Genomic DNA, 24,367 nt, shown 5'->3' with positions numbered 1-24,367 from the left:
CTTTTGCCTGTTCCTTGGGTGGCAGAGGGTAAAATGTCAACAGATATAGGTGTATCGGTCACTCTGAGGACCGCTTGGCCCGCAGCTTTTCGAAATAGGCAACCCTTTTGGCCAAATCACGCTCGAACCCCCGTTCAATTGGTGCATAAAACTGAGTGCGTGGCAAAGTATCAGGGAAAAAGTTCTGCCCCGAAAACCCGTCCTCAGAATCGTGATCGTAAGCATAGCCTGCGCCGTAACCTTGTTCTTGCATCATCTTGGTTGGGGCGTTCAGAATATGTTTGGGCGGGGGCTCTGATCCGGTTTTGCGTGCAGCTTCGCGCGCGGCCTTATAGGCAACATATCCCGCGTTGGATTTCGGCGCGAGCGCCAGATAGATCACCGCCTGCGACAGCGCCAATTCGCCCTCAGGCGACCCCAAGCGTTCGTAAGTTTCCCATGCGTGCATGCAAACCGTCTGCGCCTGTGGGTCGGCAAGACCGATATCTTCCACCGCCATACGCACAAAACGGCGCGCCAAATACCGCGGGTCTTCGCCCCCTTCCAGCATACGTGCATACCAGTATAGCGCCGCATCTGGGTCAGAGCCACGCACAGATTTATGCAGCGCAGAAATAAGATTGTAATGCTCTTCGCCGGATTTGTCGTATTTCGCAGCGCGCCGCATCAAGCGTTTTCCAAGCTGGTCCGATGTCAGCGGCTCTGTGACTTTCCACGCCATGACCTGTTCAATCAAGTTCAGCAGCGTACGCCCGTCACCGTCAGCCATCTCAAACAAGGTCGTCCGTGCACGAGCGTCCAACGGCATGCTGCGTTCAAGCTCTTCTTCCGCCCGCGTCGCCATCAGCGCCAAATCATCCAGTGACAGGCGTTCCAATACCATCACCTGACTGCGCGACATCACCGCGGCATTCAGCTCGAAACTGGGATTTTCAGTGGTGGCCCCCACAAGCAAGATGGTGCCATCTTCCATATGTGGTAAAAAGCTGTCCTGCTGGGCTTTGTTGAACCTGTGAATCTCATCCACGAACAACAGGGTGCCCTTGCCATTCTGGCGGCGTAGCTTTGCAGCCTCGAACACCTTACGCAAATCCGGAACACCTGTGAAAATTGCAGAAATCTGTACGAAATGCAGATCGGTCTCATCCGCCAAAAGTCGCGCGATGGTGGTCTTACCCACACCGGGCGGACCCCAGAAAATGATCGACGACAAAGACCCTGAGGCCAGCATAACTCCCAGAGGGGCCTCAGCCCCAAGCACCTGTGATTGACCGATGACATCCGCTAAAACCTTAGGCCGCAACCGATCCGCCAGCGGACGCGGTGCCAACCCGCTTTTAAAACTTGGCGAGGGAGTGGGGGATTCATCTGTGGTGAAAAGATCTGACATAAGCGCACATTACGCCGCAAAGCGGTGTCATAAAAGAGAAAACGGGGCCGACATGGCGCGTCTCGGCCCCGATCATGGATACATACTAGTGCAGTTTGTTAGACAGATTAATGCGGATGCAGGCGTTGTTGGTGCCATCCATATCCATCACACGTCCGATGACATCGATATCGAGACCGACACGGCGCCCCCAACGAGGACCGTTCTCTGGAATCAAACCGATCACAGATGTGGCCCCCAATGCCCGAGCAGATAGGGTCATTTCGTTGATGAGGTTCATCTGCACACGCATACGGCTTTTCGCTGGCACACGATGTGACACGAAAATACGGCTCGATTCCCAAACATGCTGTGCGACAGGTGCCTCATCAAAAAGCAGATCTGACGGGATACTGTCCAACAACCCGCGCTGAGCATCGCGGATCATGTAAGAATAAATGCCACATTTCGTTGTGGTAGGGGTCAATCGGATACCAGCCAAAACTTCGCCGAACTCGTGTACTGCAATCCAACGGGAAGCAGGTGTATCATATTGGTCGTATTCCATTCCGTCGGCTTGAGGTAAATCCCACTTGGCTTGCTGAATAAATGTTTCGTGTCTGGCGCGAAGCATGTTCGCAAAAAGGTCGCCATGGTTGTGTAAATTTGTGAAAGAAAGGGTAGTCGTTTGCATGGTATTCTCCAGTGCTGGTTGAGTTCTTCAACGCAACGCGAGAGCTTGCACCATCACAACAGCTTAATCTCCTTGGCTTTTTGGATTGCCTCTGAAGTGGTCCGCGCCATTAGACGCTCTCGGGCCGATACCAATCGTGCTTTTAATGCACTTTCAGAAATCCCGAGTCTGGCCGCGGCAGCTGCGTGACGATCACCGCCCGCGATGCACCGGAGGGCCTGAATTTGGGCCTGTGTCAGTTGTGTTTGGGGTTCAGATACCTCATGCAGGGTGCGCACGATGGTCGCAATTTTTGCGATCTCAGCATCCGTAAACTCACGGTCTATACGGGAACATCCGACAATAGAACGCGATTGAACCGGCCCACAAGACACGGCCATTCCGTAATTCAGGCCGAATTCAGCGGCCTGCCTCCAAATATTAAATGGATCGGGGAGTTCTATTTCGCTCCACCTTGTTTGTCCTTCAGTGCTCAACCCCCAAGCAATCATAGGGTCGCGCAAGGCATAAGCATTCGTTGTGTAATGTTCCAACCACTTGGGATCATACGTCGACTGATACACCAAAGGCGCCGCGAAACGAATGTGCAGACCTGCGGTATAGCCAACTGGCGCAGCAGTACGCAGTTGAGCGAATAGACGATTGAGTTCTGTGGTACTGGACATGAAAGCTCATTCACTATCAAAAGGGTGGCAACCTAAAGGCGACTGCCTGCCTCGACGCTAAACTAACAGTTATCATTTGAAAAGCTTCGATTGCCAAAATTCAAACGACGACGTTCACTTACCTAACGAAACGACAGCTTTCCTATAAGCCGATACAAACAACGTAACCAATAAACTCTAAGTCTTCATACAATTATAGATTGAAGAGCAAGTTTCGCAGCTTTGCCATATCACATTACCGCGAAATCACAGTGATCAGCATAAAAAAGGCCCCGCTCAAAAAGAGCAGGGCCTAATTTTTAACATGTTGCGCACAATTATGCGTCAGCGACAGTGCCATCTTCTTCTGCAAGGCGCGCTTTGTCAGCTGCACCTTTGGCAGAGGCATCACGATCAACGAATTCGATAATCGCCATCGGTGCATTGTCACCGTAACGGAAGCCAGCACGCACGATACGCACGTAACCACCTTGACGCTCAGCGTAACGTGGGCCGAGGATGTCGAAAAGTTTCTGAGCAAACTGCTCTTGCTTGAGCTGACTTGCAGCTTGACGACGCGCGTGCAAATCGCCGCGCTTGCCCAAAGTGATCAATTTTTCAATGATCGGACGCAATTCTTTTGCTTTTGGCAAAGTTGTTTTAATTTGCTCATGTTCGATGAGCGAGCCGGCCATGTTCGCGAACATCGCTTTGCGGTGCTCATGTGTACGGTTCAGGCGGCGGTAACCTCTAGCGTGGCGCATTGTATATCTCCTATAACGTGCTTTTTATACTTTGTCTGGCAGCCGATGCGTGTCAGCTACTCTCCTTGAGGATTCTCTTTTCAATCGAACCCCGATAGTCCCCGTACCAAACGGGCATTTGCGGGAGGACACATTCGCATCCCCCCAATCTCTTAGAACTGATCTTCGAACTTCTTAGCCAGATCTTCGATGTTCTCTGGTGGCCATTCTTCAACGTCCATTCCGAGGTGCAGCCCCATACCTGACAACACTTCTTTGATCTCGTTCAAAGACTTGCGGCCAAAGTTTGGTGTGCGGAGCATCTCAGCTTCGGTTTTCTGAATGAGGTCACCGATGTAGACGATATTATCGTTCTTGAGGCAGTTCGCGGAACGTACTGACAATTCAAGCTCGTCCACTTTCTTAAGTAGAAGTGGGTTGAACTCAAGACCATCGTCTTCTTCTTGACGGTTCGCAGACTCAGGCTCGTCGAAGTTGACAAAGATACCAAGCTGGTCTTGCAGAATGCGCGCAGCATAAGCCACAGCGTCTTCTGGTGTGACAGACCCATCAGTTTCGATTTTCAATGTGAGTTTGTCATAGTCGAGCACCTGACCTTCGCGGGTCGGTTGCACGTCGTAAGACACTTTTTTCACAGGTGAATAGATCGCATCGATCGGAATAAGGCCGATTGGCGCATCTTCTGGTTTGTTTTTCTCAGCAGACACATAGCCTTTGCCAGTGTTGACAGTCAGCTCCATGAACAAATCTGCGCCGTCATCGAGGTGACAGATCACGTGGTCTTTGTTCAAAACTTCAATGCCAGCAGATTCTGAGATGTCACCAGCAGTGACAACCATTGGACCTTTTGCAGAGATGGAAAGGCGTTTAGGGCCTTCAACTTCCATGCGCAAAGCCACACCTTTAAGGTTCAAGATGACGTCTGTAACATCTTCGCGAACACCAGCGACTGACGAAAATTCGTGCAGAACGTTGTCGATCTGTACAGATGTGATGGCAGCACCTTGCAGGGATGACATCAAAATGCGGCGCAGGGCGTTGCCCAGCGTCAGACCGAAGCCACGCTCAAGTGGTTCAGCAATAATAGTCGCTTGACGTGCTGGCTCGTTGCCAGGCTTCACCTCAAGTTGCTGTGGTTTGATGAGCTCGGCCCAATTCTTGTGGATCATGCTGTAGCCTCCATTCTTGTCCCGAACCCATGTCCTGAAGTAAGGGACGCCCGAGGGGTCTTAAAAACGCAAAAACGGATCGCGAGCAAAATCGCCCGCGACCCATAAATAGTATCGAAATTATACGCGGCGACGCTTTGGTGGGCGGCAGCCGTTGTGCGCCATAGGCGTCACGTCACGGATAGATGTGACGTTCAGGCCAAGTGCAGCAAGTGCGCGCAATGCGGACTCACGGCCAGAACCTGGACCTTGAACTTCAACTTCCAAAGTTTTCACGCCATGCTCTTGAGCTTTTTTACCAGCATCTTCAGCAGCCATTTGAGCAGCATAAGGAGTCGATTTACGCGATCCTTTAAAGCCCATTGTGCCAGCAGAAGACCAAGCGATTGCGTTGCCCTGAACGTCAGAGATCAAAATCTTGGTGTTGTTGAAAGTCGAGTTTACGTGAGCAACGCCTGTGGCGATGTTCTTGGAAACTTTTTTCTTAGTGCGACGAGTATCACGTGCCATATTGAGTAGCCTCCCTTACTTCTTCTTGCCAGCGATGGCTTTCGCAGGACCCTTACGAGTACGTGCGTTGGTGTGTGTACGCTGACCGCGTACTGGGAGGTTGCGACGGTGACGCAAGCCTACGTATGAACCAAGGTCCATAGCGCGTTTGATGTTCATCTGCGTTTCACGGCGAAGGTCACCCTCAACAGTGTAGTTCGCGTCGATGTACTCACGAAGTGACAGAACTTCGGTGTCAGACAGTTCATTAACGCGACGAGTTTCCTCGATGCCAACTGCTGCACAGATGTCTTTTGCGGATTTAGATCCAATACCCGTTACATAGGTCAAAGCGATAGGAAGACGCTTGCCTGTCGGGATGTTTACGCCGGCGATACGAGCCAATGTATATTCCTTTTTCGTTGCGATTCCGTAGTGCCGGAACCTTTTTTCACAACGGAAGCCCGCAAGTTTAGACCTACGGGCGTCAGCTGAATGCGATGATCTTTGCGCGCAGACTGGCTACACGCAAAATTTTCCTGTTAAGGATGGGTTGCCATAGATGCGAATCGGGCCAAGGTCAACCGCCAACCCCCTGATCTCAGAAATTATATCCAAAACGTTCAATCTGGACACATGCACAGCCCACTTTCAAAGGCTTCAACTCTTGTGCATGGACATAATGGCAGCCTGTGGAAGTGGCAACTAACCCCCGACACGCACATTACACGACCAAAGCAAAGGGCGCGTCAATCACTTGGATTCAACGCGCCCTTTGTAATGCTGTTCAGTGGCTTAGGCAAAAACGCTATTTGTGAATTGCCAAAGCACCGCTCACCTTAGTCCAGTATTTGCGCGATGTCAGATGCAACTTTTTCAACATCTTGCAGACCATTTACGGACTGCAAATCGCCTCTGGCATAGTAATAGCCGAGCAGCGGAGATGTCTTTTTGTAGTATTCCATCAAGCGAATTTTGACACTGTCTTCGTTGTCATCCGCACGCACAGGCTGACCAGCCGCTGCTGCTTCTTTCGCGCGATTGACAATACGTGCGACCAAAGTCTCATCGTCAACCTCAAGCTGAATCACGGCTTCGAGTTGCGCACCGTTACGTGACAACAGCTCATTCAATGCATCAGCTTGGCCAAGGGTGCGTGGAAAGCCATCAAAGATGTATCCAGCCGCATTACCTTGACGAATCTTTTCCTCAATGAGGCCGATGACGATTTCATCAGTGACCAACTGACCAGCATCCATCACTGCAGCAACTTTCTGGCCCATTTCAGTTCCAGATGTCCGTGCTTCACGCAGCATATCACCAGTTGAAAGTTGCACCATGCCGCGTTCTTTTACAAGGCGCTGCGCTTGCGTTCCTTTGCCCGCTCCGGGTGGTCCAAGCAGAATAATGTTCATCGTCTAGCGGTCCCTCTTTTGCCACGTTTTTTGCCACGCAGTTGAGATTTTTCGATCAAGCCTTCGTACTGGTGTGCCAGCAGGTGTGACTGAATTTGCTGAATTGTATCCATTGTCACTGAAACAACGATCAAAACAGAAGTGCCGCCAAAATAGAATGGAATGGTAAATTGGCTACGTAAAATCTCAGGCAAGAGACAAACTGCCGCAAGATAGGCCGAACCAATCACCAAAAGACGGGCCACAATGTAATCCAAATGCTCTTCAGTCTTCTTGCCTGGGCGAATACCAGGAATAAAACCGTTTTGGTTTTTAAGGTTATCCGCAACATCTTCGGTCTTAAAGGCAACGTTAGCTGTGTAGAAGTAGGCGAAGAACACGATCATCGCAGTGAAGAACAGCAAGTATAGAGGCTGGCCCGGACCGAAGTATGCCAAGATTGTCGACATCACTGGACCAAGATCAGACTGACCAGAGAAAGTCGCGATTGTCGTCGGCAAGAGCAACAATGATGAGGCAAAGATCGCAGGGATAACGCCAGCAGGATTCACTTTAATTGGCAAGTGGCTGCTTTGTGCGTCAAAGACTTTCATGCCTTGCTGACGACGTGGATATTGGATGTGCACTTTGCGCAGGGCACGTTCCATAAAGACCACGAAGGCAATCACTCCAACGATCATTGCTAAAACGACGATGATCACGAAAGGCGAAATCGCACCGGAACGACCAGAGGCAAGGAACTGCGCCAAGGCACTTGGAATCTCGGCAACGATGCCAACAAAAATGATCAAAGAGATACCGTTGCCGATGCCGCGGTTGGTGATTTGCTCACCCAGCCACATCAGGAACATGGTGCCACCAACGAGCGTGATAACCACACCTGCACGGAAATACCAACCAGCCTCGTGGGCCAAATCGCCCGCCTCCAAAGAGGCAGCCAACCCGTAGGCTTGGAACAGCGCCAAGGCTACCGTGCCGAAACGGGTGTATTGGTTGATCTTTTTACGTCCCTGCTCGCCCTCTTTCTTGAGTTGCTCAAGCTTGGGGACCATCGCCGTCAATAACTGAACGATAATCGACGCCGAAATATAAGGCATGATGCCGAGGGCGAAAATACCCATCCGGCCCAAAGCACCACCTGTAAACATCGACAGAATGCCGCCAATGCCAGATGAGGCTTGTTCCATAAAGTCACGGAGCGCGTTGGCGTCGATACCGGGGACAGGAATAAATGTGCCCAAACGGTAGACGATCAACAGACCGAGGGTGAAAATAATACGCTGACGAAGTTCTGTGGCTTTCCCGAAGGTGCCCCAGCTTAAGTTCGCCGCCATTTGTTCTGCTGCAGATGCCATTTGGTCTCTCTTTCACGATAACGCCGCCGAACGGTTCTCCCGATCGGCGGCGCTTGGAAAACATGGAATTGATGTAAGGGGCTCAGGCCCCTATCACAACCCTTATTCTGCGGCTTGTGCCGTAACTGTGAGAGTGCCGCCAGCTTTTGCAACAGCTTCAACGGCTGCTTTGGACGCGCCAGTCACAGTCAGGTTCAATTTGGATGTCGCTTCGCCTTTGGCGAGAACGCGGATACCGTCCAATTTGCGGCGGATCAAACCAGATGCAACAAGTGTATCTTCGGTGATCGCTGCCGTCGCATCGATTTTACCTTCGGCGACGAATTTTTCGATCAAGCCAAGGTTCACAACTGCGAATTTTTTACGGTTTGGTTTGTTAAAGCCACGCTTTGGTAGACGCATGTAGAGTGGCATTTGGCCACCTTCGTAGCCACCGATCGCAACACCTGAACGGGATTTTTGACCTTTGATACCACGGCCACCCATTTTACCAAGACCAGAGCCTGGGCCACGGCCACGGCGTTTTTTGGCTTTTGTTGCGCCTTCGTTATCGTGAAGTTCGTGCAGTTTCATGTCGCTTCTCCTTGCCGGAACTGGCCCCCAGCGACGGAAGACCAAACACGGCTTAAATGTTGATTCTTTATGGTCATCTTGGACCACTGGCCGCGTATAGACGCAGAACCGCGTTTTGGCAAGTCTCGCAATGCATGAGAATCGCGTCCAGCCATCTGCTCGTAAAAGCAAAAAGGGCCCGCATAAGATGCGAGCCACTTTTTAAAGACGTTTATCGTCTCACATTGTTCTGGTCGATTAGAATGTGCGCGGGCTGACCACTGAAGCTTCAGCAATGCTGCTGCGATCCAGACCGATGTCCGACAATTCGCGATCTGACAATGCGCTCAGCATATTGTATGTTTTTTCTGCAGCGCGCGCACGCATGAATGACGCGTAAGCATTTGAAACAGAAGCGAAGATGGAAGAGAATACGGAGCCGTTAGACGCCTGAGCGTAGTTGGAAACATGTGCCATGGAGCAAAACCTTTTTAAGCGGGATGAGTTTTCATCGTGTCTATTTTTCAGTAACCTCTGATGAGGTGTTGATTGTTAATTAGGCGAAATGAAAACTTTTGAGTAGCGCTAGAATCCCAACCCCGACATGCGCGAACTGCATGGCTCGATAAACCGAATCTTAATCCTCCGAATCGAGTAGCACACACCACAATCCATGGGGCCATTAAGTCATCACTTTATGATTGCGCCAATCATCTAAGGTCGTCACCCTACCAACGGCCTTCCGTTAATCGCGCTGCCTTCTCAACAAGGGATGCAAAGGCTTTAAGGGCTTGGTTATAGCCATCGCCACGGCGCTAGTGGAAGTGGTTGGAGGTTACGGTAGGCGGCTATCCGTAAATTGGGAAAAGGTCGAGGTCGAACGCAATCAATTCAGCAGCGGCACCAACCTGCATCAATTAGACTTGGGGTTTTGTGTCAGACTAAAATCCCCATGCCCTAAATCAGACGTTGGACAGAAGTCGCACAAAACAATGCCACCAACAGAAAAACGCCCCACTGTTTCCAGCAGGGCGTTTTCAAAGACTTTAGATCAAAAAGAACGACTTAGTTGTCGCGCTCTTCAATGATTTCCACCATGTGGGAAATCTTACGCACCATGCCGCGAATCGCAGGAGTATCCTCGAGTTCACGTGTTTTGTGCATTTTGTTGAGGCCAAGGCCGACCAACGTAGCGCGTTGATCTTGTGGGCGACGGATCGGAGAACCGACCTGTTTTACAACGATTGTTTTAGCCATGATGTCTATTCCTTACGCTTCTGCTGTTTCAGCAGGTGCAGCTGCAGGTGCTTCATCTTTTTTCAAGATGTCAGCCACTTTTTTGCCGCGACGCTGAGCGACAGACCGTGGTGAAGACTCTTTTTTGAGGCCTTCGATTGTCGCACGGATCATGTTGTATGGGTTTGAAGACCCGATAGATTTGGACACAACATCCTGAACACCGAGCATTTCAAATACAGCACGCATTGGACCACCGGCGATGATACCAGTACCTTGTGGTGCAGTCCGCATCACAACTTTACCAGCACCGTGACGGCCGTTGACGTCGTGGTGCAATGTGCGACCTTCTTTCAAAGGAACGCGGATCATTTGGCGCTTGGCTTGCTCGGTGGCTTTGCGGATGGCCTCAGGGACCTCTTTCGCTTTACCTTTACCGAAGCCTACACGGCCTTTTTGGTCGCCAACAACAACAAGAGCAGCAAAGCCAAAACGCTTACCACCTTTAACTGTTTTAGACACACGGTTGATCGCGACAAGACGATCTGCGAATTCGGGAGTTTCATCGCGATCGCGACGGTTATTCCCGCGGTTGTTATCTGCCATTGGGCATTCCTTTACATAGGTGGCGCGAGGCGCCAATGTTATCAATCCAAGTGAAAAACGTGAGACGCGAGGCCTCACGTTTTTCCTGGATCATCGGGAAGGCGCCAACCCTAAGATCGGGCGCCTTCCACAAGTTTTTAGAACTTCAAACCACCTTCACGTGCCGCTTCGGCCAAGGCCTTAACTTTACCGTGAAAGAGAAAACCGCCACGGTCGAAGTAACATACTTCCACACCGGCTTTTTTCGCACGTTCTGCAATCGCCGCACCGACTTTTGTCGCTGCTTCGACGTTGTTTTTGCCAACTACGCCGAGATCTTTCTCGAGTGTAGAAGCAGACGCGAGTGTCACGCCTTTTACGTCGTCGATCAACTGAACGCTGATGTTCTTGTTCGAACGATGGATAGACAGACGCGCACGTCCGTTTGCCATCTTGCGAAGTTTGTTCCGGACGCGCAGGCGGCGCTTCAAGAACAGGTCTCTTTTGCTGTTTGCCATGATCTACGTCCTTACTTCTTCTTACCTTCTTTGCGGAAGATATACTCGTCTTTGTATTTGATACCTTTGCCTTTATAGGGCTCTGGTTTCCGCCATTCGCGAATATTTGCCGCGACTTGGCCAACGAGTTGTGCGTCTGTACCTTCAACAACGATTTCAGTCTGCTTCGGAGCTGTGACTGTTACGCCAGCAGGAACTTCGAAGAGGACGTCATGTGAATAACCCAAAGCGAGTTTGAGCACGTTACCTTGCATTGTTGCGCGGTAACCAACACCGTTGATCTCAAGCTCTTTTTTGAAGCCTGTAGAAACACCGGTTACCAAGTTTGCGATAACAGTGCGGGACATGCCCCACTGTTGACGCGCACGTTTGGATTTACCACGTGGTGTCACTGTGATCACGTTGCCGTCGACAGTGATTGTCACATCGTCGGTTGCAGTGAATGCGTGAGTGGCTTTTGGCCCCTTCACTTCGATGGTCTGACCTGAAACAGAAGCAGTAACGCCGCTGGGCAGCTCGACCGGTTTTTTACCAATACGAGACATCAGACCCTCCTTAGAAGACTGTGCAAAGCACTTCGCCGCCAACATTGTTGGCACGAGCGTTTGCATCAGACATCACACCTTTAGGTGTAGAGACAATCGACAAGCCCAAGCCCTGACGGACAGTTGGGATGTCTTTGACACCGAGGTACACACGACGACCAGGTTTTGAAACCCGTTTCACTTCGCGAATAACAGGAGTGCCTTCGAAGTATTTCAGGCTGATTTCGAGCGTTGGGTGACCAACTTCGTTTGTGCCTTTTTCGTAGCCACGGATGTAGCCTTCGTCTGCCAGCACGTCCAAGACCCATGCACGCAGCTTTGACGCTGGTGTTGAGACGACGGATTTACCGCGCATTTGAGAGTTACGGATACGTGTGAGCATATCGCCGATAGGATCGTTCATATTATGCTCTCCTTACCAGCTTGATTTCACGAGACCGGGGATTTGGCCGAAAGAGCCAAGTTCCCGCAGCATGATACGGCTGACCTTGAGCTTACGGTAGTAAGCGTGAGGACGACCGGTCAACTGACAACGGTTGTGAAGACGGACAGCCGAGCTATTGCGCGGCAATTCAGCAAGCTTCATGGTTGCGCGAAAACGCTCTTCCATGGGCTTCTCTTGGTCATAAATGATCTCTTTGAGAGCGGCGCGTTTGGTAGCGTATTTTGCCACCAATTTTTCGCGTTTACGCTCACGTGCGATCATGGATTTCTTAGCCATGTTCTCTAACTCCTCGCGATCAGCTGTTGAAAGGCATGTTGAAAGCTTTCAACAAGGCCTTAGCTTCTGCGTCAGTTTTCGCAGTGGTTGCGATTACGATGTCCATACCCCAGTTTTCATCAACGTTATCAAAGTTGATTTCAGGGAAAACGATGTGCTCTTTGATACCCATGGCATAGTTGCCGCGGCCATCAAAGGATTTGCCAGAAATGCCGCGGAAGTCGCGGATACGTGGCATAGCAATCGTGATCAGACGATCGAGGAATTCGTACATCTTTTCGCCACGAAGAGTAACCTTCGCGCCAAGAGGCATGTCTTCACGAACGCGGAAACCAGCGATGGATTTCTTAGCGATCGTTGTCAAAGCCTTTTGACCAGCGATGAGTGTCAGATCTTCCTGAGCAGATTTTGCTTTTTTGGAATCACGAACAGCTGCAGCGCCACAACCGATGTTGAGAACGATTTTGTCCAAACGTGGAATTTGCATGTCGTTCTTGTAGCCAAACTCTTCTTTCAGAGCTGGGCGAACGGCATCCGCATACACAGTCTTAAGACGTGGTGTGTAATTTGCAGTATCAAGCATCAGATCACGTCTCCTGTGGACTTAGCGAAGCGCACTTTTTTGTCGTCTTCCATGCGGAAGCCAACACGTGTCGCTTTGCCGTTTGCGTCGAGGATCGCGAGGTTAGACAAGTCGATCGGCATAGATACCGGTTTCTTGCCGCCTTGGTCGCCTTGAGACGCTTTTGTGTGACGCAATGAGACGTTAACGCCTTCGATTACGGCTTTGCCTTTGGACGGGTTCACAGAAGCGATTTCGCCCTGTTTACCTTTGTCTTTACCAGCGAGAACGATGACCTTGTCACCTTTGCGGAGTTTAGCAGCCATTACAGCACCTCCGGCGCGAGTGAGATGATCTTCATAAAGTTTTTCGCACGCAATTCGCGAACAACTGGGCCAAAGATACGTGTACCGACTGGCTCGTTTGAGTTGTTCAAAATCACAGCAGCGTTGCTGTCAAATTTGATTGCTGTGCCGTCTTCACGACGAACTTGTTTTGCTGTGCGAACGACGACGGCTTTACGCACGTCCCCTTTTTTCACACGGCCGCGTGGAATGGCTTCTTTCACCGATACAACGATGATGTCACCCACGGACGCGTAACGACGGTGTGAACCGCCGAGAACCTTGATGCACTGAACACGGCGAGCGCCGCTGTTGTCAGCTACATCCAGATTGGTCTGCATCTGGATCATGTGGTTTCTCCCGACCTTTGGGGCTGCCTGCAGCGGCGTGGATCCCCAGGGTTTCGATTATGCTGGTTAGTCCCGCACAATCGATTTCAACTTGCGTTAAAATCGATCGCTTATACGAGAGCTTCCCAACGCTTGGTTTTCGACTTAGGTGCACATTCCTGAATACGGACTGTATCGCCTACGTTGAATTGGTTTGTCTCATCGTGCGCCCGGTATTTTTTGGACTTACGAATGGTCTTTTTCAGAACTGGGTGTTTGAAGCGACGCTCAACGGAAACAGTGATTGTTTGCTCGTTTTGGTTAGATGTCACAACACCAGAAAGGATACGTTTTGGCATAGTCTCAGCTCCTCTTACTCAGCCGCAGCTGCGGCTTTTTCGTTCAAAATCGTTTTCACACGTGCAGCTGCACGGCGCGCTTTACGGATTTGAACGGTGTTTTCGAGCTGACCAGTTGCTTGTTGAAAGCGCAGGTTGAAAGACTCTTTTTTGTTGTTTGCCAGCTCTTCGCGAAGCTGGTCTGGCGTTTTGGCGCGCAGTTCGTCGGCGTTCATAGCCTTATCCTTTTCCTAAGCACCAGTGGGCCCCCGTTAGGGTCACCCAGGATCTGGTGGGTAATGTCAAAACACACGAATCCCCTAACGAGGTTCGAGCGATGTGCTTCTATAGGGGGGATGCAACGTCATAGCAAGGGAAAGATCGGGCTTTCTGCCGTGCTGTGATCAATCCGGCAAGCTCACAACATAGGTGTCATCGGCCCAGCCGCTTTGGGTGTCGCGGGCTTGAATTTGAACCTGCGTCACCCCCTCAGCAATCACAACACCAGACAGCGACCGCGTGAACGGCTGTTCATGCTCATGGGGGTGGGTCAAAACACGCAAGCCCAGTTCCTCACCCTGCATATCAAGCACGCGCCATCCATCTGCGTAGTGATCCCATCCTGTATCAGGGTGGGATAGGGTCACATCAAAGCGCCAAGCGCCATTTTGCACAGAGGCACGCGCAGCTTCAACCACAGGGGCGTCTGCCCAAAGCGGATGAACAGGCATAAGGAAAAGGCTGAAGATAATTGGGACTGTCTGTTTCATCTGTTCAGTATAGCAATACCTCCCCCGCCCTGCACTCACTTTGCTGTGAAATGCGTGAACACTGCGGGCGAGGTTTTGCTGTTTCGATCACAAGGGGATCACTCTTGGTCAGGCGCGGCCGCAGATACATATTTGGATGCATAGTTCTGCTCGCCAATACGCTCAAGCAGGCTGAGCTGTAGTTCGAGCCAGCTTTGGTGGCCAACCTCATCAATCGCAATCGTCTCAAAGAGACGCTTTGATTTCAGATCACCAGCTTCATAAGCCGATTTCGCTGCCTGCGTATAGAAATCCGTCGCGGCACGTTCATCAACCAAATCCATGTTGAACATATCTTTCAAAGATGTCGCGACCTTTGGTGTTGAGGCAAATGCCATTTCAGGCGCGCCGCCAAGCTCGAACATACGCTCAAGGAACAGATTCGAATGCTCGGTCTCTTCTGCGAACTCTTCACGCATTTTTTCGGCAAGTTTGTCCAATCCCCAATCATCGAGTACATGAGCATGAAGCTGATACTGATGCGCCGCAGTCAGCTCCATTTGAAGCGCCGTATTGAGGTTTTTCAATGTCGTGTCGTTGTTCATAGCGTTACGTCCTTTCGAATCGCCTTTGGGGAGGCATAAGTTAGAATGATTCTAATATAGTGGCCTGCCGCAAGTTTTCACCCCATGATTGCACTTTTTTCATACACATGCGATGTCAGAAAACGCCTTTGGCATTCCCAATTTTGAGGATCACATCATGCCCGACATCTCATCCCTTTTCGTCACCCGCCTTTACCGCGCTGCTCTGTCCGAATTTGGCACGCCAGTGGACGCGGATGAGTTGGAAACCTCTTGTCTGTCGATTGCCGAAGATGACGAGGCGGGCCAAGATTGGTGTGAGGCCAATGATTTTGCCGGCTACACCAGCTATGCTTCCCTGACAGACCTTGGGTGGCGCTTTCCGATTTTCAAGGACATCACCGACAGCCTAGATCAACATGTCGCCGCCTTTGCCGCCGACCTGCAATTTGATCTGGACGACCGCAAGCTGGTACTGGAAGACCTGTGGATCAACATCCTACCCGAAGGCGGCGCGCATTCAGCCCATATCCACCCGCATTCTGTGATCTCTGGCACCACTTATGTGGCGATGCCCGAAGGTGCCTCAGCCCTGAAACTCGAAGATCCGCGTCACGCCATGATGATGGCCGCCCCACCCCGCGTTAAAGACGCACGCGAGGACATGAAAAGTTTCGTTTACATCAAACCAGAGGTCGGTGACGTATTGCTCTGGGAAAGCTGGCTGCGCCACGAAGTGCCTATGAACATGTCAGAAGAGCACCGCATTTCTGTGAGCTTCAATTATCGGTGGGAATGAGTAATTTGAGGACGAGTATCGAGCGCATTACGTTTCGCCGATATTTGCCCGAATATATCCTATTTGAAAACTCTAATTAGGAAACAAAATGCCAATCGCGATCATAGTAGAATGGTACGGACCTTACACTTCGCTTCAAGATTTTAAGAAAGAAGCCTCGGCTTGGGGTAAAGGGTCACGTACCCTTTATATGGGCATATCGAACGGAGATGCGCCAAGCACAAGCACCATCAACTATATTGGCCTCTCAACTTCACCCAGCTCTCGGTTTGGTGGACATCCAAAGATGAAAGATCCAATCAATAACACCTATTATCTCGGAGAAATTGCAACTGCAGGCTTATCTGGAAGGCGAACACGCAAAACACCCACAGACCTACACATCGCAGAAGGCGCGCTCATATATAAGCTGCAACCCAAGCTCAATGTTTCAAGGAAAAGTGCGTTACCAGAAGATTGTGTCGTAATCTATTCGCGGTTTTGGGACAGAAATGACGGAATAACACCAATGCCCACGCCCGACTTTTTTCCAGAATTAATAGCCTATAACTGGTATACTCAAAGCTGGTCATAAGCCCAACCTCTGCCGATTTCTTGACGGAAAAGGTTAACCTATCGTCGCTTCAGACCTCAGATAGTACGCCATCTTATGGCTACCGCTCCCCCAAAGCCTTCTCAATCCGATCCAGACGCGCAGTTATATCTTCGCGGTAGCTGTCGGTGGCGGCGTGTTCTTCTGCGGCGTGGGCGTCTTGCATGGAGTTGACGATCAGACCGACAACGAGGTTCATCACCGCAAAAGCTGTGACCAAGATGAACGGGATAAAGAACAGCCACGAATTTGAATGCACTTCCATTACAGGGCGCACGATGCCCATGGACCAGCTTTCCAGCGTCATGATTTGGAACAGGGAATAAAGCGAACGCCCCAAGGTGCCAAACCATTCGGGAAAGCTATCGCCATACAGTTTGGTCGCCATCACGGACCCGATATAGAAAATAATCCCTGTCAGGAAAAACACTGACGCCATACCGGGCAGCGCCATGATGAAAGCCTCGACCACACGGCGCAAAGACGGCACGACCGATATGACCCGCAGCAGTCGAAAGATGCGCAGGGCACGCAGCACGGCCAGACCTTGGGCAAAAGGCAAAAGCGAGATGCCAACGATGGCCAAATCGAACAGACCCCAGCCCGATTTGAAAAACGCCAAACGGCGGGCATAGATTTTGGCAGCGATTTCGATCACGAAAATTGTCAGGCAAGCGATGTCCAGTGCATGAATCAGCCCCCCTGCCCGCGCCATGGCGGCATCAGAGGTTTCCAGCCCCAAAATCACAGCATTGAACAAGATCACGCCCATGATGATATTTTGGGTCAAAGACCGATCGAGAATATCTGCAATCTGCGCGCGCATCTGTGTGCTCCTGTTACGTGTCAGAGCGGATATGGCCTGTGTTGCGCGCGGGATCAAGGCTTGGCGGGGAAATCCCTTGGCGAAAGCGCATGCAGTCAATGAACTGCTTGCTTGGTGGGCGGATAAGCATCAGACCCACCTTTAAAACATGTAAACTGGAAAACGCATAAAGTTTGAAACACGTAAAACATCGCGGGGTTTACTCCTACATTCAAACACTAATCACAGCAAAATACACGGTTCTGTTTTGGTATGAGGCTTTTCCAAATTTAGGACAGGCATCCCAAAAGCAAAAAACCCCGCTTCGCAGCGGGGCCTTTTATACTGTTAGACTTGGTGGCCAAGAGTGCCCGAAGGCACAATCGACATTTACCAGTCTTCGCGCACCACGGTGCGGGTTTTGACAGGCAATTTCATTGCAGCAAGGCGCAGGGCCTCACGTGCAACGTCTTCACCAACGCCGTCGATTTCGAACATAACGCGGCCAGGTTTGACCTTGCATGCCCAGTAATCAACAGAGCCTTTACCTTTACCCATACGTACTTCGGTCGGTTTGGATGTGACAGGTACATCTGGGAAGATGCGGATCCAAACGCGGCCTTGGCGTTTCATGTGGCGTGTCATTGCACGACGAGCAGCTTCGATCTGACGAGCAGTTACGCGCTCAGGCTCAAGTGCCTTAAGACCGTAAGTGCCGAAGTTCAGATCAGACCCGCCTTTGGCGAGACCTTTGATGCTGCCTTTGTGCATCTTGCGAAATTTCGTACGCTTTGGCTGAAGCATTTATCAGATCTCCTTAGCGACGGCCGCGGTCGCCACGGGGCGCCGGACCTTGTTGGGCTTCTTCGAGACGACGGTCACGAGCCTGTGGATCGTGTTCCATGATCTCGCCTTTGAAGATCCAAACTTTGATGCCGATGATGCCGTAAGCAGTCATGGCTTCGAAAGATGCATAATCGATGTCCGCACGCAAAGTGTGCAACGGAACGCGACCTTCGCGGTACCATTCTGTACGCGCGATTTCCGCGCCGCCAAGACGGCCAGCAACGTTTACACGGATACCAAGAGCACCCTGACGCATTGTGTTCTGAACCGAACGCTTCATAGCGCGGCGGAAAGACACACGACGTTCCAGCTGTTGAGCGATAGACTCAGCAACGAGAGCGGCGTCAAGATCTGGCTTGCGAACTTCAACGATGTTGAGGTGCAATTCAGAAGCAGTCATCGCAGCGATCTTCTTGCGAAGCGTTTCGATGTCTGCGCCTTTTTTACCGATGATCACACCTGGGCGTGCAGTGTGAACTGTCACACGGCATTTTTTGTGTGGACGTTCGATGATCACGCGAGAGATACCAGCTTGCTTGCACTCTTCTTTAACGAATTCGCGGATTTTGATGTCTTCAAGAAGAAGATCACCGAAATCTTTGGATTCTGCGTACCAGCGGCTGTCCCAAGTGCGGTTGATTTGCAAACGCATGCCGATTGGATTGACTTTATGACCCATTAGCTTTGCTCCTCAACTTGGCGCACCTTGATGGTGATTTCAGCGAATGGCTTCAAGATTTTGCCAAAACGACCACGCGCACGTGGGCGACCACGTTTCATCGTCAAGTTTTTGCCAACCCAAGCTTCAGCAACGATGAGTTCATCGACGTCAAGATTGTGGTTGTTTTCAGCGTTGGCAATCGCGGACTGAAGACATTTCTTCACATCTGCAGCAATACGCTTGTTAGAAAACGTCAGGTCTGTGAGGGCCTTGTCGACTTTCTTACCGCGGATCATCTGAGCAACGAGGTTGAGCTTTTGCGGAGACGTACGGAGCATGCGCGTTTTCGCCATTGCTTCGTTGTCGGCCACGCGGCGGGGATTTGATACCTTACCCATGACTTATTTCCGTTTCGCTTTTTTGTCTGCAGCGTGACCGTAGTAGGTACGAGTTGGTGAATACTCACCGAACTTTTGACCAATCATGTCTTCTGTGACGTTTACAGGAATGTGCTTACGGCCGTTGTACACACCAAAGGTGAGACCAACGAACTGAGGCAAAATTGTTGAGCGGCGTGACCAGATCTTGATGACCTCGTTGCGACCGGACTCACGAGCTTTCTCGGCTTTCTTGAGGACGTACGCGTCCACAAATGGGCCTTTCCAGACAGAACGTGCCATATTCTAGCGACCCTTCTTCCGAGCATGACGGGAACGGATGATAAGTTTATCGCTCCCTTTGTTTTTACGCGTTTTCGCGCCTTTAGTCGGCTTACCCCAAGGTGTCACTGGGTGACGACCACCTGAGGTACGACCTTCACCACCACCGTGAGGGTGATCGATCGGGTTCATAACAACACCACGTACGGATGGGCGGATGCCCTTGTGGCGGTTACGACCGGCTTTACCAAGGTTTTGGTTCGAGTTGTCAGGGTTGGAAACTGCGCCAACCGTTGCCATGCATTCTTGACGAACCATGCGCAACTCACCCGAAGAAAGGCGAATCTGAGCGTAGCCACCGTCACGACCAACGAATTGAGCATATGTACCAGCAGCACGAGCGATTTGACCGCCTTTGCCCTGTTTCATCTCAACGTTGTGGACGATGGTACCGATTGGGAGACCGGAGAACGGCATAGCGTTACCAGGCTTCACGTCAGCTTTAGCAGAGGCGATGACTTTGTCACCAACTGCAAGACGCTGAGGAGCGATGATGTAGTTTTGCTCGCCGTCTTCGTATTTGATCAGTGCGATGAACGCGGTGCGGTTCGGGTCATATTCGATCCGTTCTACAGTCGCTGGGACATCAAATTTATTACGCTTGAAATCGACGATGCGGTAAAGACGCTTTGCGCCCCCGCCGATGCGGCGCATCGTGATCCGTCCGGTGTTGTTCCGGCCGCCCTTTTTCGTCAGACCCTGAGTAAGGGATTTGACTGGACGTCCTTTCCAAAGCTCCGAACGGTCGATCAGAACCAGCCCGCGCTGGCCAGGCGTCGTTGGTTTGTACGACTTTAGTGCCATAGTTTCTGTCTTCCGTTTGCTTTGTGACCCTATGTTCAGGTTGCCCTGAAGGTCTGTGTGTAGGCCCCCGTAGGTGCCCAAATTCATATATCAAAAGACCACAGAACGAATCTGTAGCCATAAGATTGCTGGGGAGTATCAGAGGGGGGATTGGGTGTCTAGTGGGGAGGGGCCCAAAGCTCCCCTCCTTATGACGATTAGCAAAAAAACGCGCCAGCCAAACTAGGGCAGTTATGCCCACGGCAACCGCGACACGATATTCGTTACCGTCGACATGAGGGCTTAGAATGAACACCTATCTTCATCAGGCCGCCCACAATTATCAAGTCGCGCTTGGTACTGTAGCGAACATGGTGCAACTTGAAACTAAGTATCTGACAACAAATTACCTCTCGATCTACGCCCGTACTGCAGCAAAAAAATCGCCCGTCGATTTCTCGAGGGGCGATTCAATTTCTAACAATCTCAGGTTCGGACCACACTTAGAGACCAGCGGACATGTCGATGAAGTTGCCTTCTTCGGGGGCACTTAGACCTTTTAACGTCTTTGCACTTACGCAGCATCTCGCGAAATCATTTTGCCTTCAAGTGCAGTACTCAAGTCACCGCTCTACGACATAACGGTCAACTTGCTTTACAGCGTACCCAAAGCAAAAAACCAACGTCAGAACGTAGAAGCGCTCAAAGCCTACGGGGAAAAGCACGAAATGCGCTAACCCGAACAACAGCAGTGTAAGCATTGCCCTGTCAAGAAACTGCGGTGCTTTCACAAAGTTATAAATCATACACCCAGACGCCAGAACCAAAGCTGGCACGTTTCCCGTTTCCCAAAAGCGGCGCGCGCCGCGAGTGTAGGCTGCCAGATAGTCAGATAGTTCCTTTGAGATGGTCATATCAACAGGATAGACCTGCGGACCTTGGATCAGCGTAAAATTGAAAATATGGAGATACCCGTAGTTCCCGAACCCCATGTTCAGGGACATGTAAATGACAAGCGCAACACTCAAACTTGCGGCAATCGCCGTCCACCTCACGGCCCCCCAGAAGAGGATCGGAGACAAATATACCAAAATCACATAGTCGGTCCGCAGCAACGGCAACACAGCAAACAACACCACCCCCAGCCGAGGCTTTTTCGACGCCACGAGCAGAGCCGTCATGACCAAACAAACAGAAAGAGCGTCGGGGCTGCTTTTGTCTGCTAAGACATCCAGTCCGCCAAAGTAGAGCCCAATTGGCAAAAGCAAAGCTGTCCACCAACCCCTGATCGCGAACAATCGATGCGACACCCAAAGACTGATAGCCGCCGAACACCCGGAAACCAAAACCGTCGCGAACGACAGTGTTGGCACACAGGCAAAAACCGCCAAAGACAGCCAAATATAGAGGACGCGTGTTTGATAGAATGGGAGCTGCTGCTCTAGAGCTATCGGATCAAGTGCTACGCCGGCGCGATACTCTTTACCTGATGTGAGTGCATCAAAAACAGCAAAATCTCGAACAGCCGATTCGACATCTGCGTAGGTCAATTCATGCAGTGACACGCCAGACAGACCTATAAAACTCAGCCCAGACGCCACGTAGCCGATGACGTCCCAATTATACTCAGGCTGCAAGATCGCAATCAACGCAGCGGCAAATGCCCAAACCAAAATATATACAGCGATGAAGCGTGACGACTGCGCTTGCGCAAACTGGAACAGGGATCTGAGCATAGGCTAAATCTCCACAACACAGTGCTTTCAGTGCGACAAGAATGTCATCACTCACCACACACACCAACTACGATAGAACATACAAAAAGCCCCTCGAAAATGCGAGGGGCTTTTCAATTTCTAACCAGTCAAATCCGAAAGGATTTAGAGACCAGTGGACACGTCGATGGAGTTGCCTTCTTCGAGTGTCACGTAGGCTTTTTTAACGTCTTTGCGTTTGCCGAGCATTCCGCGGAAGCGTTTTGCTTTGCCTTTTGTGATCGATGTGTTCACGGCTTTAACTTTCACACCAAAGAGCGTTTCGACGGCTTCTTTGATTTGTGGTTTGTTAGAGTCGATCGCAACTTCGAAAACAACCGCACCATGTTCGGAAGCCATAGTGGCTTTCTCAGTGATGATAGGCTTACGAATTACGTCGTACATATCTGCTTTAGTGGTCATTTGAGGCGAGCCTCCAGAGCTTCGACAGCTGATTTCGTAAGCACGAGTGTGTCACGTTTCAGGATGTCGTATACGTTGGCGCCCATTGTTGGCAAGATATCAACACCAGTCAAGTTCGCAGCTGCGGCTTTGAGGTTTGTGTCGATTTCTGCACCATCAATGATGAGGACGCGTTTCCAGCCCTGCTCTTTAACAGCTTTTGCAAGCATTGCAGTCTTCGCACCAGCCAATTTGGCGTCGTCGAGGATTACAAGATTGCCTGCGCCTGCTTTTGAAGAGAGCGCGTGTTTCAGGCCAAGTTTACGGAATTTCTTCGTAAGCTCGTGACCGTGAGACCGCGGTGTAGGACCCTTGTAGATACCACCTTTGCGGAAGATCGGTGCCTTACGAGACCCGTGGCGTGCGCCACCGGTGCCTTTTTGGCGGTAGATCTTCTTCGTGGAGTAGCTAACTTCTGAGCGTGTCTTTACCTTGTGTGTACCAGCTTGCGCTTTGTTGCGCTGCCAGCGCACCACGCGGTGAAGAATGTCTGCACGTGGCTCAAGACCGAAGAGTGCTTCGTCCAGATCCAGTGTACCAGCTTTTTCGCCGTCAAGTTTGATTACGTCAAGTTTCATGCTTCACCTCCTTCAACAGGTGCTTCAGCCGGAGCTGCTGCAGCCGCAGATTTCAAGGCAGCTGGAAGTGGCGCATTCTCAGGGAACGGCTTTTTCACAGCGTCTTTGACAGTGACCCAACCACCTTTGGAGCCAGGAACAGCGCCTTTGACCATGATCAAGCCACGGTCAGCGTCTGTGCGGACAACCTGAAGGTTTTGTGTCGTGACACGAGCAGCGCCCATGTGACCAGCCATTTTCTTACCTTTGAAAACTTTACCTGGGTCTTGACACTGACCAGTCGAACCATGCGAACGGTGAGAGATAGACACACCGTGTGTCGCACGCAAACCGCCAAAGTTGTGACGCTTCATCGCACCAGCAAAACCTTTACCGATAGATGTACCAGCAACGTCAACGTATTGGCCTTCGAAGTAATGCTCAGCTGAGATTTCTTCACCAACAGCGATGAGGTTCGCTTCGTCTACGCGGAATTCTGCGATTTTGCGTTTTGGCGCAACATTCGCAGCCGCGAAAACGCCACGCATAGCTTGGGATGTGCGTTTTGCTTTTGCATTGCCGCAACCGAGTTGAACAGCTGTGTAGCCGTGCTTCTCAGATGTGCGTTGTGCAAGAACTTGCAAGTTTTCGAGTTGAAGGACGGTTACAGGAACCTGTTTGCCGTCTTCCATGAACAAGCGGGTCATGCCCACTTTTTTCGCGATAATACCAGAGCGCAACATATTCAATTGCCCCCTTATACTTTGATTTCGACGTCAACGCCGGCAGCGAGGTCGAGCTTCATCAGCGCGTCCACAGTCTGTGGTGTTGGGTCTACGATGTCGAGAAGACGCTTGTGCGTACGGATCTCGAACTGATCGCGGGATTTCTTGTCAACGTGTGGGCCACGCAAAACAGTGAATTTTTCGATTTTGTTTGGCAGTGGGATCGGGCCACGTACTTGAGCGCCGGTGCGCTTAGCCGTGTTCACGATTTCCTGTGTAGATGCGTCAAGAACGCGGAAATCAAAGGCCTTCAACCGAATGCGGATGTTTTGGCTTTGCATTGCAATGCCTCCGTTTAGGCTTTTAAGTTGAGAGGTCGAAGCACCTTATTGCACTCCCACATCGAACCCAAAATTGGCGAGACGAATCTCACCCGTAGACTTCGTTAGTTACGAATTCACGCCCAATACAGGCTGGATTGCTATGTGGCAATACCTTTGATGTGAAAATGTGAAATGAGTCAGGCAGGCTTGGCGATCAGCGACCTGAGGGCAGGTTAAAATGTAGCAAAATCTGTCGTGTTTCTACACTATTATTCTGTTCGAGCGGCCCCCGCAAAACAAATGCAAAACCAAAAAGGCCGCCCTTACGAGCGGCCTTTTCTAAGTCTTATAAGCGATAAGGCTTACTCGATGATTTTAG

Annotated in this window: 38 protein-coding genes; 3 read left to right on the top strand and 35 right to left on the bottom strand. The window is 50.9% G+C overall.

Annotated features, from left to right (window positions below; all coding sequences use genetic code 11):
• Window positions 1-58 precede the first annotated feature (58 nt).
• The 24 genes from KO503_RS03355 to KO503_RS03240 all read right to left on the bottom strand — a co-directional run bounded on the left by KO503_RS03355 (window position 59) and on the right by KO503_RS03240 (window position 14,983).
• On the bottom strand, window positions 59-1,390 hold the full coding sequence (locus KO503_RS03355; protein WP_215990167.1) for a replication-associated recombination protein A: 1,332 nt from the start codon (window positions 1,388-1,390) through the stop codon (window positions 59-61).
• An 85-nt stretch (window positions 1,391-1,475) separates the two neighbouring features.
• Complete coding sequence (locus tag KO503_RS03350) at window positions 1,476-2,063, bottom strand: acyl-homoserine-lactone synthase (RefSeq protein WP_215990166.1); 588 nt, start codon at window positions 2,061-2,063, stop codon at window positions 1,476-1,478.
• A 53-nt stretch (window positions 2,064-2,116) separates the two neighbouring features.
• Window positions 2,117-2,728 carry an autoinducer binding domain-containing protein gene (locus tag KO503_RS03345; RefSeq protein WP_215990165.1) on the bottom strand — a complete coding sequence of 204 codons (612 nt, stop codon included), beginning with the start codon at window positions 2,726-2,728 and terminating at the stop codon, window positions 2,117-2,119.
• Between the two features lie 317 nt (window positions 2,729-3,045).
• A complete protein-coding gene (gene rplQ / locus KO503_RS03340) occupies window positions 3,046-3,471 on the bottom strand; it encodes a 50S ribosomal protein L17 (RefSeq protein ID WP_215990164.1) in 426 nt (141 codons plus the stop codon).
• A 152-nt stretch (window positions 3,472-3,623) separates the two neighbouring features.
• Window positions 3,624-4,640 (bottom strand): DNA-directed RNA polymerase subunit alpha, encoded by a 1,017-nt coding sequence (locus KO503_RS03335; protein WP_215990163.1) that lies wholly within the window; start codon window positions 4,638-4,640, stop codon window positions 3,624-3,626.
• A 120-nt stretch (window positions 4,641-4,760) separates the two neighbouring features.
• A complete protein-coding gene (gene rpsK / locus KO503_RS03330; RefSeq protein WP_215942223.1) occupies window positions 4,761-5,150 on the bottom strand; it encodes a 30S ribosomal protein S11 in 390 nt (129 codons plus the stop codon).
• 15 nt (window positions 5,151-5,165) lie between these two features.
• A complete protein-coding gene (rpsM, locus tag KO503_RS03325) occupies window positions 5,166-5,534 on the bottom strand; it encodes a 30S ribosomal protein S13 (protein ID WP_215990162.1) in 369 nt (122 codons plus the stop codon).
• Window positions 5,535-5,968: 434 nt separating this feature from the next.
• Entirely contained in the window at window positions 5,969-6,544 is a 576-nt protein-coding gene (locus tag KO503_RS03320) for an adenylate kinase (RefSeq protein WP_215990161.1), read from the bottom strand.
• Window positions 6,541-7,899 (bottom strand): preprotein translocase subunit SecY, encoded by a 1,359-nt coding sequence (secY, locus tag KO503_RS03315; RefSeq protein WP_215942220.1) that lies wholly within the window; start codon window positions 7,897-7,899, stop codon window positions 6,541-6,543. The genes KO503_RS03320 and secY overlap by 4 nt, the downstream gene beginning before the upstream one ends.
• A gap of 102 nt (window positions 7,900-8,001) precedes the next feature.
• Window positions 8,002-8,472, bottom strand: a complete 471-nt coding sequence (rplO, locus tag KO503_RS03310) for a 50S ribosomal protein L15 (RefSeq protein WP_215990160.1) — start codon at window positions 8,470-8,472, stop codon at window positions 8,002-8,004.
• Between the two features lie 237 nt (window positions 8,473-8,709).
• Window positions 8,710-8,928 (bottom strand): DUF1127 domain-containing protein, encoded by a 219-nt coding sequence (locus tag KO503_RS03305; protein ID WP_215990159.1) that lies wholly within the window; start codon window positions 8,926-8,928, stop codon window positions 8,710-8,712.
• A gap of 588 nt (window positions 8,929-9,516) precedes the next feature.
• Complete coding sequence (rpmD, locus tag KO503_RS03300; protein WP_215990158.1) at window positions 9,517-9,708, bottom strand: 50S ribosomal protein L30; 192 nt, start codon at window positions 9,706-9,708, stop codon at window positions 9,517-9,519.
• 12 nt (window positions 9,709-9,720) lie between these two features.
• On the bottom strand, window positions 9,721-10,293 hold the full coding sequence (rpsE, locus tag KO503_RS03295; RefSeq protein WP_215990157.1) for a 30S ribosomal protein S5: 573 nt from the start codon (window positions 10,291-10,293) through the stop codon (window positions 9,721-9,723).
• 137 nt (window positions 10,294-10,430) lie between these two features.
• Window positions 10,431-10,790 carry a 50S ribosomal protein L18 gene (gene rplR / locus KO503_RS03290; RefSeq protein WP_215990156.1) on the bottom strand — a complete coding sequence of 120 codons (360 nt, stop codon included), beginning with the start codon at window positions 10,788-10,790 and terminating at the stop codon, window positions 10,431-10,433.
• An 11-nt stretch (window positions 10,791-10,801) separates the two neighbouring features.
• Window positions 10,802-11,335 carry a 50S ribosomal protein L6 gene (gene rplF / locus KO503_RS03285; protein ID WP_215944165.1) on the bottom strand — a complete coding sequence of 178 codons (534 nt, stop codon included), beginning with the start codon at window positions 11,333-11,335 and terminating at the stop codon, window positions 10,802-10,804.
• Between the two features lie 10 nt (window positions 11,336-11,345).
• Window positions 11,346-11,738 carry a 30S ribosomal protein S8 gene (gene rpsH, locus KO503_RS03280; RefSeq protein WP_215944164.1) on the bottom strand — a complete coding sequence of 131 codons (393 nt, stop codon included), beginning with the start codon at window positions 11,736-11,738 and terminating at the stop codon, window positions 11,346-11,348.
• A gap of 12 nt (window positions 11,739-11,750) precedes the next feature.
• Window positions 11,751-12,056 (bottom strand): 30S ribosomal protein S14, encoded by a 306-nt coding sequence (rpsN, locus tag KO503_RS03275; protein WP_215944163.1) that lies wholly within the window; start codon window positions 12,054-12,056, stop codon window positions 11,751-11,753.
• 19 nt (window positions 12,057-12,075) lie between these two features.
• Window positions 12,076-12,639, bottom strand: a complete 564-nt coding sequence (gene rplE / locus KO503_RS03270) for a 50S ribosomal protein L5 (RefSeq protein WP_215990155.1) — start codon at window positions 12,637-12,639, stop codon at window positions 12,076-12,078.
• A complete protein-coding gene (gene rplX / locus KO503_RS03265) occupies window positions 12,639-12,944 on the bottom strand; it encodes a 50S ribosomal protein L24 (protein ID WP_215990154.1) in 306 nt (101 codons plus the stop codon). The genes rplE and rplX overlap by 1 nt, the downstream gene beginning before the upstream one ends.
• A complete protein-coding gene (gene rplN / locus KO503_RS03260; protein ID WP_215944160.1) occupies window positions 12,944-13,312 on the bottom strand; it encodes a 50S ribosomal protein L14 in 369 nt (122 codons plus the stop codon). Before rplN ends, rplX begins: the two co-directional genes overlap by 1 nt.
• A 110-nt stretch (window positions 13,313-13,422) precedes the next feature.
• Window positions 13,423-13,650, bottom strand: coding sequence for a 30S ribosomal protein S17 (gene rpsQ / locus KO503_RS03255; RefSeq protein WP_215944159.1), 228 nt, complete (start codon window positions 13,648-13,650; stop codon window positions 13,423-13,425).
• 14 nt (window positions 13,651-13,664) lie between these two features.
• A complete protein-coding gene (gene rpmC, locus KO503_RS03250; protein WP_215944158.1) occupies window positions 13,665-13,865 on the bottom strand; it encodes a 50S ribosomal protein L29 in 201 nt (66 codons plus the stop codon).
• Window positions 13,866-14,033: 168 nt separating this feature from the next.
• Window positions 14,034-14,399, bottom strand: coding sequence for a hypothetical protein (locus tag KO503_RS03245; RefSeq protein ID WP_215990153.1), 366 nt, complete (start codon window positions 14,397-14,399; stop codon window positions 14,034-14,036).
• Between the two features lie 98 nt (window positions 14,400-14,497).
• Complete coding sequence (locus KO503_RS03240) at window positions 14,498-14,983, bottom strand: bacterioferritin (protein ID WP_215990152.1); 486 nt, start codon at window positions 14,981-14,983, stop codon at window positions 14,498-14,500.
• Window positions 14,984-15,140: 157 nt separating this feature from the next.
• On the opposite strand from KO503_RS03240, the gene KO503_RS03235 reads away from it, so the two are divergent.
• Both KO503_RS03235 and KO503_RS03230 read left to right on the top strand, forming a co-directional pair.
• Window positions 15,141-15,761, top strand: a complete 621-nt coding sequence (locus KO503_RS03235; RefSeq protein ID WP_215990151.1) for a TIGR02466 family protein — start codon at window positions 15,141-15,143, stop codon at window positions 15,759-15,761.
• A gap of 88 nt (window positions 15,762-15,849) precedes the next feature.
• Complete coding sequence (locus KO503_RS03230; RefSeq protein WP_215990150.1) at window positions 15,850-16,335, top strand: hypothetical protein; 486 nt, start codon at window positions 15,850-15,852, stop codon at window positions 16,333-16,335.
• 79 nt (window positions 16,336-16,414) lie between these two features.
• Here the strand turns inward: KO503_RS03230 and KO503_RS03225 are convergent, their stop codons facing one another.
• From KO503_RS03225 to rplB, 6 genes are all read right to left on the bottom strand, one after another.
• Window positions 16,415-17,179: an ion transporter gene (locus KO503_RS03225; protein WP_215990149.1), complete on the bottom strand. Its 765-nt coding sequence runs from the start codon at window positions 17,177-17,179 to the stop codon at window positions 16,415-16,417.
• 369 nt (window positions 17,180-17,548) lie between these two features.
• Window positions 17,549-17,962: a 50S ribosomal protein L16 gene (rplP, locus tag KO503_RS03220; RefSeq protein ID WP_123794175.1), complete on the bottom strand. Its 414-nt coding sequence runs from the start codon at window positions 17,960-17,962 to the stop codon at window positions 17,549-17,551.
• 13 nt (window positions 17,963-17,975) lie between these two features.
• Entirely contained in the window at window positions 17,976-18,683 is a 708-nt protein-coding gene (gene rpsC / locus KO503_RS03215) for a 30S ribosomal protein S3 (protein ID WP_215990148.1), read from the bottom strand.
• Entirely contained in the window at window positions 18,683-19,063 is a 381-nt protein-coding gene (gene rplV, locus KO503_RS03210) for a 50S ribosomal protein L22 (RefSeq protein WP_215944150.1), read from the bottom strand. The genes rpsC and rplV overlap by 1 nt, the downstream gene beginning before the upstream one ends.
• 3 nt (window positions 19,064-19,066) lie before the next feature.
• Window positions 19,067-19,345, bottom strand: coding sequence for a 30S ribosomal protein S19 (gene rpsS / locus KO503_RS03205; protein ID WP_009574008.1), 279 nt, complete (start codon window positions 19,343-19,345; stop codon window positions 19,067-19,069).
• 3 nt (window positions 19,346-19,348) lie between these two features.
• Complete coding sequence (gene rplB, locus KO503_RS03200; protein WP_215990147.1) at window positions 19,349-20,188, bottom strand: 50S ribosomal protein L2; 840 nt, start codon at window positions 20,186-20,188, stop codon at window positions 19,349-19,351.
• Between the two features lie 287 nt (window positions 20,189-20,475).
• Between rplB and KO503_RS03195 the strand changes: the two genes are divergently transcribed.
• On the top strand, window positions 20,476-20,721 hold the full coding sequence (locus KO503_RS03195; protein WP_215990146.1) for a hypothetical protein: 246 nt from the start codon (window positions 20,476-20,478) through the stop codon (window positions 20,719-20,721).
• Window positions 20,722-20,790: 69 nt separating this feature from the next.
• Here KO503_RS03195 and KO503_RS03190 read toward each other — a convergent pair whose 3' ends face one another.
• The 5 genes from KO503_RS03190 to rpsJ form a co-directional block, all read right to left on the bottom strand.
• The gene (locus KO503_RS03190; RefSeq protein WP_215990145.1) at window positions 20,791-21,903 is read right to left on the bottom strand and encodes a hypothetical protein; all 1,113 of its coding nucleotides are present in this window, start codon (window positions 21,901-21,903) and stop codon (window positions 20,791-20,793) included.
• A gap of 144 nt (window positions 21,904-22,047) precedes the next feature.
• Complete coding sequence (locus KO503_RS03185; RefSeq protein WP_215990144.1) at window positions 22,048-22,344, bottom strand: 50S ribosomal protein L23; 297 nt, start codon at window positions 22,342-22,344, stop codon at window positions 22,048-22,050.
• Window positions 22,341-22,961, bottom strand: a complete 621-nt coding sequence (rplD, locus tag KO503_RS03180) for a 50S ribosomal protein L4 (RefSeq protein ID WP_215990143.1) — start codon at window positions 22,959-22,961, stop codon at window positions 22,341-22,343. Before rplD ends, KO503_RS03185 begins: the two co-directional genes overlap by 4 nt.
• Window positions 22,958-23,683 (bottom strand): 50S ribosomal protein L3, encoded by a 726-nt coding sequence (gene rplC / locus KO503_RS03175; protein WP_215990142.1) that lies wholly within the window; start codon window positions 23,681-23,683, stop codon window positions 22,958-22,960. The genes rplD and rplC overlap by 4 nt, the downstream gene beginning before the upstream one ends.
• A gap of 14 nt (window positions 23,684-23,697) precedes the next feature.
• Window positions 23,698-24,006, bottom strand: a complete 309-nt coding sequence (gene rpsJ / locus KO503_RS03170; protein WP_085848206.1) for a 30S ribosomal protein S10 — start codon at window positions 24,004-24,006, stop codon at window positions 23,698-23,700.
• Between the last annotated feature and the right edge of the window lie 361 nt (window positions 24,007-24,367).

This window comes from Pacificibacter marinus (assembly GCF_018860505.1).
In the GTDB taxonomy this organism is placed as follows: Bacteria; Pseudomonadota; Alphaproteobacteria; order Rhodobacterales; family Rhodobacteraceae; genus Celeribacter; species Celeribacter marinus_B.
This window is presented reverse-complemented; position numbering and strand designations above follow the sequence as displayed.

Coding starts and splice junctions, on each gene's coding strand:
- KO503_RS03355 (WP_215990167.1), bottom strand. CDS start 1,390: ATGTCAGATCTTTTCACCACAGATGAATCCCCCACTCCCTCGCCAAGT.
- KO503_RS03350 (WP_215990166.1), bottom strand. CDS start 2,063: ATGCAAACGACTACCCTTTCTTTCACAAATTTACACAACCATGGCGAC.
- KO503_RS03345 (WP_215990165.1), bottom strand. CDS start 2,728: ATGTCCAGTACCACAGAACTCAATCGTCTATTCGCTCAACTGCGTACT.
- rplQ (WP_215990164.1), bottom strand. CDS start 3,471: ATGCGCCACGCTAGAGGTTACCGCCGCCTGAACCGTACACATGAGCAC.
- KO503_RS03335 (WP_215990163.1), bottom strand. CDS start 4,640: ATGATCCACAAGAATTGGGCCGAGCTCATCAAACCACAGCAACTTGAG.
- rpsK (WP_215942223.1), bottom strand. CDS start 5,150: ATGGCACGTGATACTCGTCGCACTAAGAAAAAAGTTTCCAAGAACATC.
- KO503_RS03320 (WP_215990161.1), bottom strand. CDS start 6,544: ATGAACATTATTCTGCTTGGACCACCCGGAGCGGGCAAAGGAACGCAA.
- secY (WP_215942220.1), bottom strand. CDS start 7,899: ATGGCATCTGCAGCAGAACAAATGGCGGCGAACTTAAGCTGGGGCACC.
- rplO (WP_215990160.1), bottom strand. CDS start 8,472: ATGAAACTGCACGAACTTCACGATAACGAAGGCGCAACAAAAGCCAAA.
- KO503_RS03305 (WP_215990159.1), bottom strand. CDS start 8,928: ATGGCACATGTTTCCAACTACGCTCAGGCGTCTAACGGCTCCGTATTC.
- rpmD (WP_215990158.1), bottom strand. CDS start 9,708: ATGGCTAAAACAATCGTTGTAAAACAGGTCGGTTCTCCGATCCGTCGC.
- rpsE (WP_215990157.1), bottom strand. CDS start 10,293: ATGGCAGATAACAACCGCGGGAATAACCGTCGCGATCGCGATGAAACT.
- rplR (WP_215990156.1), bottom strand. CDS start 10,790: ATGGCAAACAGCAAAAGAGACCTGTTCTTGAAGCGCCGCCTGCGCGTC.
- rplF (WP_215944165.1), bottom strand. CDS start 11,335: ATGTCTCGTATTGGTAAAAAACCGGTCGAGCTGCCCAGCGGCGTTACT.
- rpsH (WP_215944164.1), bottom strand. CDS start 11,738: ATGAACGATCCTATCGGCGATATGCTCACACGTATCCGTAACTCTCAA.
- rpsN (WP_215944163.1), bottom strand. CDS start 12,056: ATGGCTAAGAAATCCATGATCGCACGTGAGCGTAAACGCGAAAAATTG.
- rplE (WP_215990155.1), bottom strand. CDS start 12,639: ATGCTTGATACTGCAAATTACACACCACGTCTTAAGACTGTGTATGCG.
- rplX (WP_215990154.1), bottom strand. CDS start 12,944: ATGGCTGCTAAACTCCGCAAAGGTGACAAGGTCATCGTTCTCGCTGGT.
- rplN (WP_215944160.1), bottom strand. CDS start 13,312: ATGATCCAGATGCAGACCAATCTGGATGTAGCTGACAACAGCGGCGCT.
- rpsQ (WP_215944159.1), bottom strand. CDS start 13,650: ATGCCAAAACGTATCCTTTCTGGTGTTGTGACATCTAACCAAAACGAG.
- rpmC (WP_215944158.1), bottom strand. CDS start 13,865: ATGAACGCCGACGAACTGCGCGCCAAAACGCCAGACCAGCTTCGCGAA.
- KO503_RS03245 (WP_215990153.1), bottom strand. CDS start 14,399: ATGAAACAGACAGTCCCAATTATCTTCAGCCTTTTCCTTATGCCTGTT.
- KO503_RS03240 (WP_215990152.1), bottom strand. CDS start 14,983: ATGAACAACGACACGACATTGAAAAACCTCAATACGGCGCTTCAAATG.
- KO503_RS03235 (WP_215990151.1), top strand. CDS start 15,141: ATGCCCGACATCTCATCCCTTTTCGTCACCCGCCTTTACCGCGCTGCT.
- KO503_RS03230 (WP_215990150.1), top strand. CDS start 15,850: ATGCCAATCGCGATCATAGTAGAATGGTACGGACCTTACACTTCGCTT.
- KO503_RS03225 (WP_215990149.1), bottom strand. CDS start 17,179: ATGCGCGCGCAGATTGCAGATATTCTCGATCGGTCTTTGACCCAAAAT.
- rplP (WP_123794175.1), bottom strand. CDS start 17,962: ATGCTTCAGCCAAAGCGTACGAAATTTCGCAAGATGCACAAAGGCAGC.
- rpsC (WP_215990148.1), bottom strand. CDS start 18,683: ATGGGTCATAAAGTCAATCCAATCGGCATGCGTTTGCAAATCAACCGC.
- rplV (WP_215944150.1), bottom strand. CDS start 19,063: ATGGGTAAGGTATCAAATCCCCGCCGCGTGGCCGACAACGAAGCAATG.
- rpsS (WP_009574008.1), bottom strand. CDS start 19,345: ATGGCACGTTCTGTCTGGAAAGGCCCATTTGTGGACGCGTACGTCCTC.
- rplB (WP_215990147.1), bottom strand. CDS start 20,188: ATGGCACTAAAGTCGTACAAACCAACGACGCCTGGCCAGCGCGGGCTG.
- KO503_RS03195 (WP_215990146.1), top strand. CDS start 20,476: ATGAACACCTATCTTCATCAGGCCGCCCACAATTATCAAGTCGCGCTT.
- KO503_RS03190 (WP_215990145.1), bottom strand. CDS start 21,903: ATGCTCAGATCCCTGTTCCAGTTTGCGCAAGCGCAGTCGTCACGCTTC.
- KO503_RS03185 (WP_215990144.1), bottom strand. CDS start 22,344: ATGACCACTAAAGCAGATATGTACGACGTAATTCGTAAGCCTATCATC.
- rplD (WP_215990143.1), bottom strand. CDS start 22,961: ATGAAACTTGACGTAATCAAACTTGACGGCGAAAAAGCTGGTACACTG.
- rplC (WP_215990142.1), bottom strand. CDS start 23,683: ATGTTGCGCTCTGGTATTATCGCGAAAAAAGTGGGCATGACCCGCTTG.
- rpsJ (WP_085848206.1), bottom strand. CDS start 24,006: ATGCAAAGCCAAAACATCCGCATTCGGTTGAAGGCCTTTGATTTCCGC.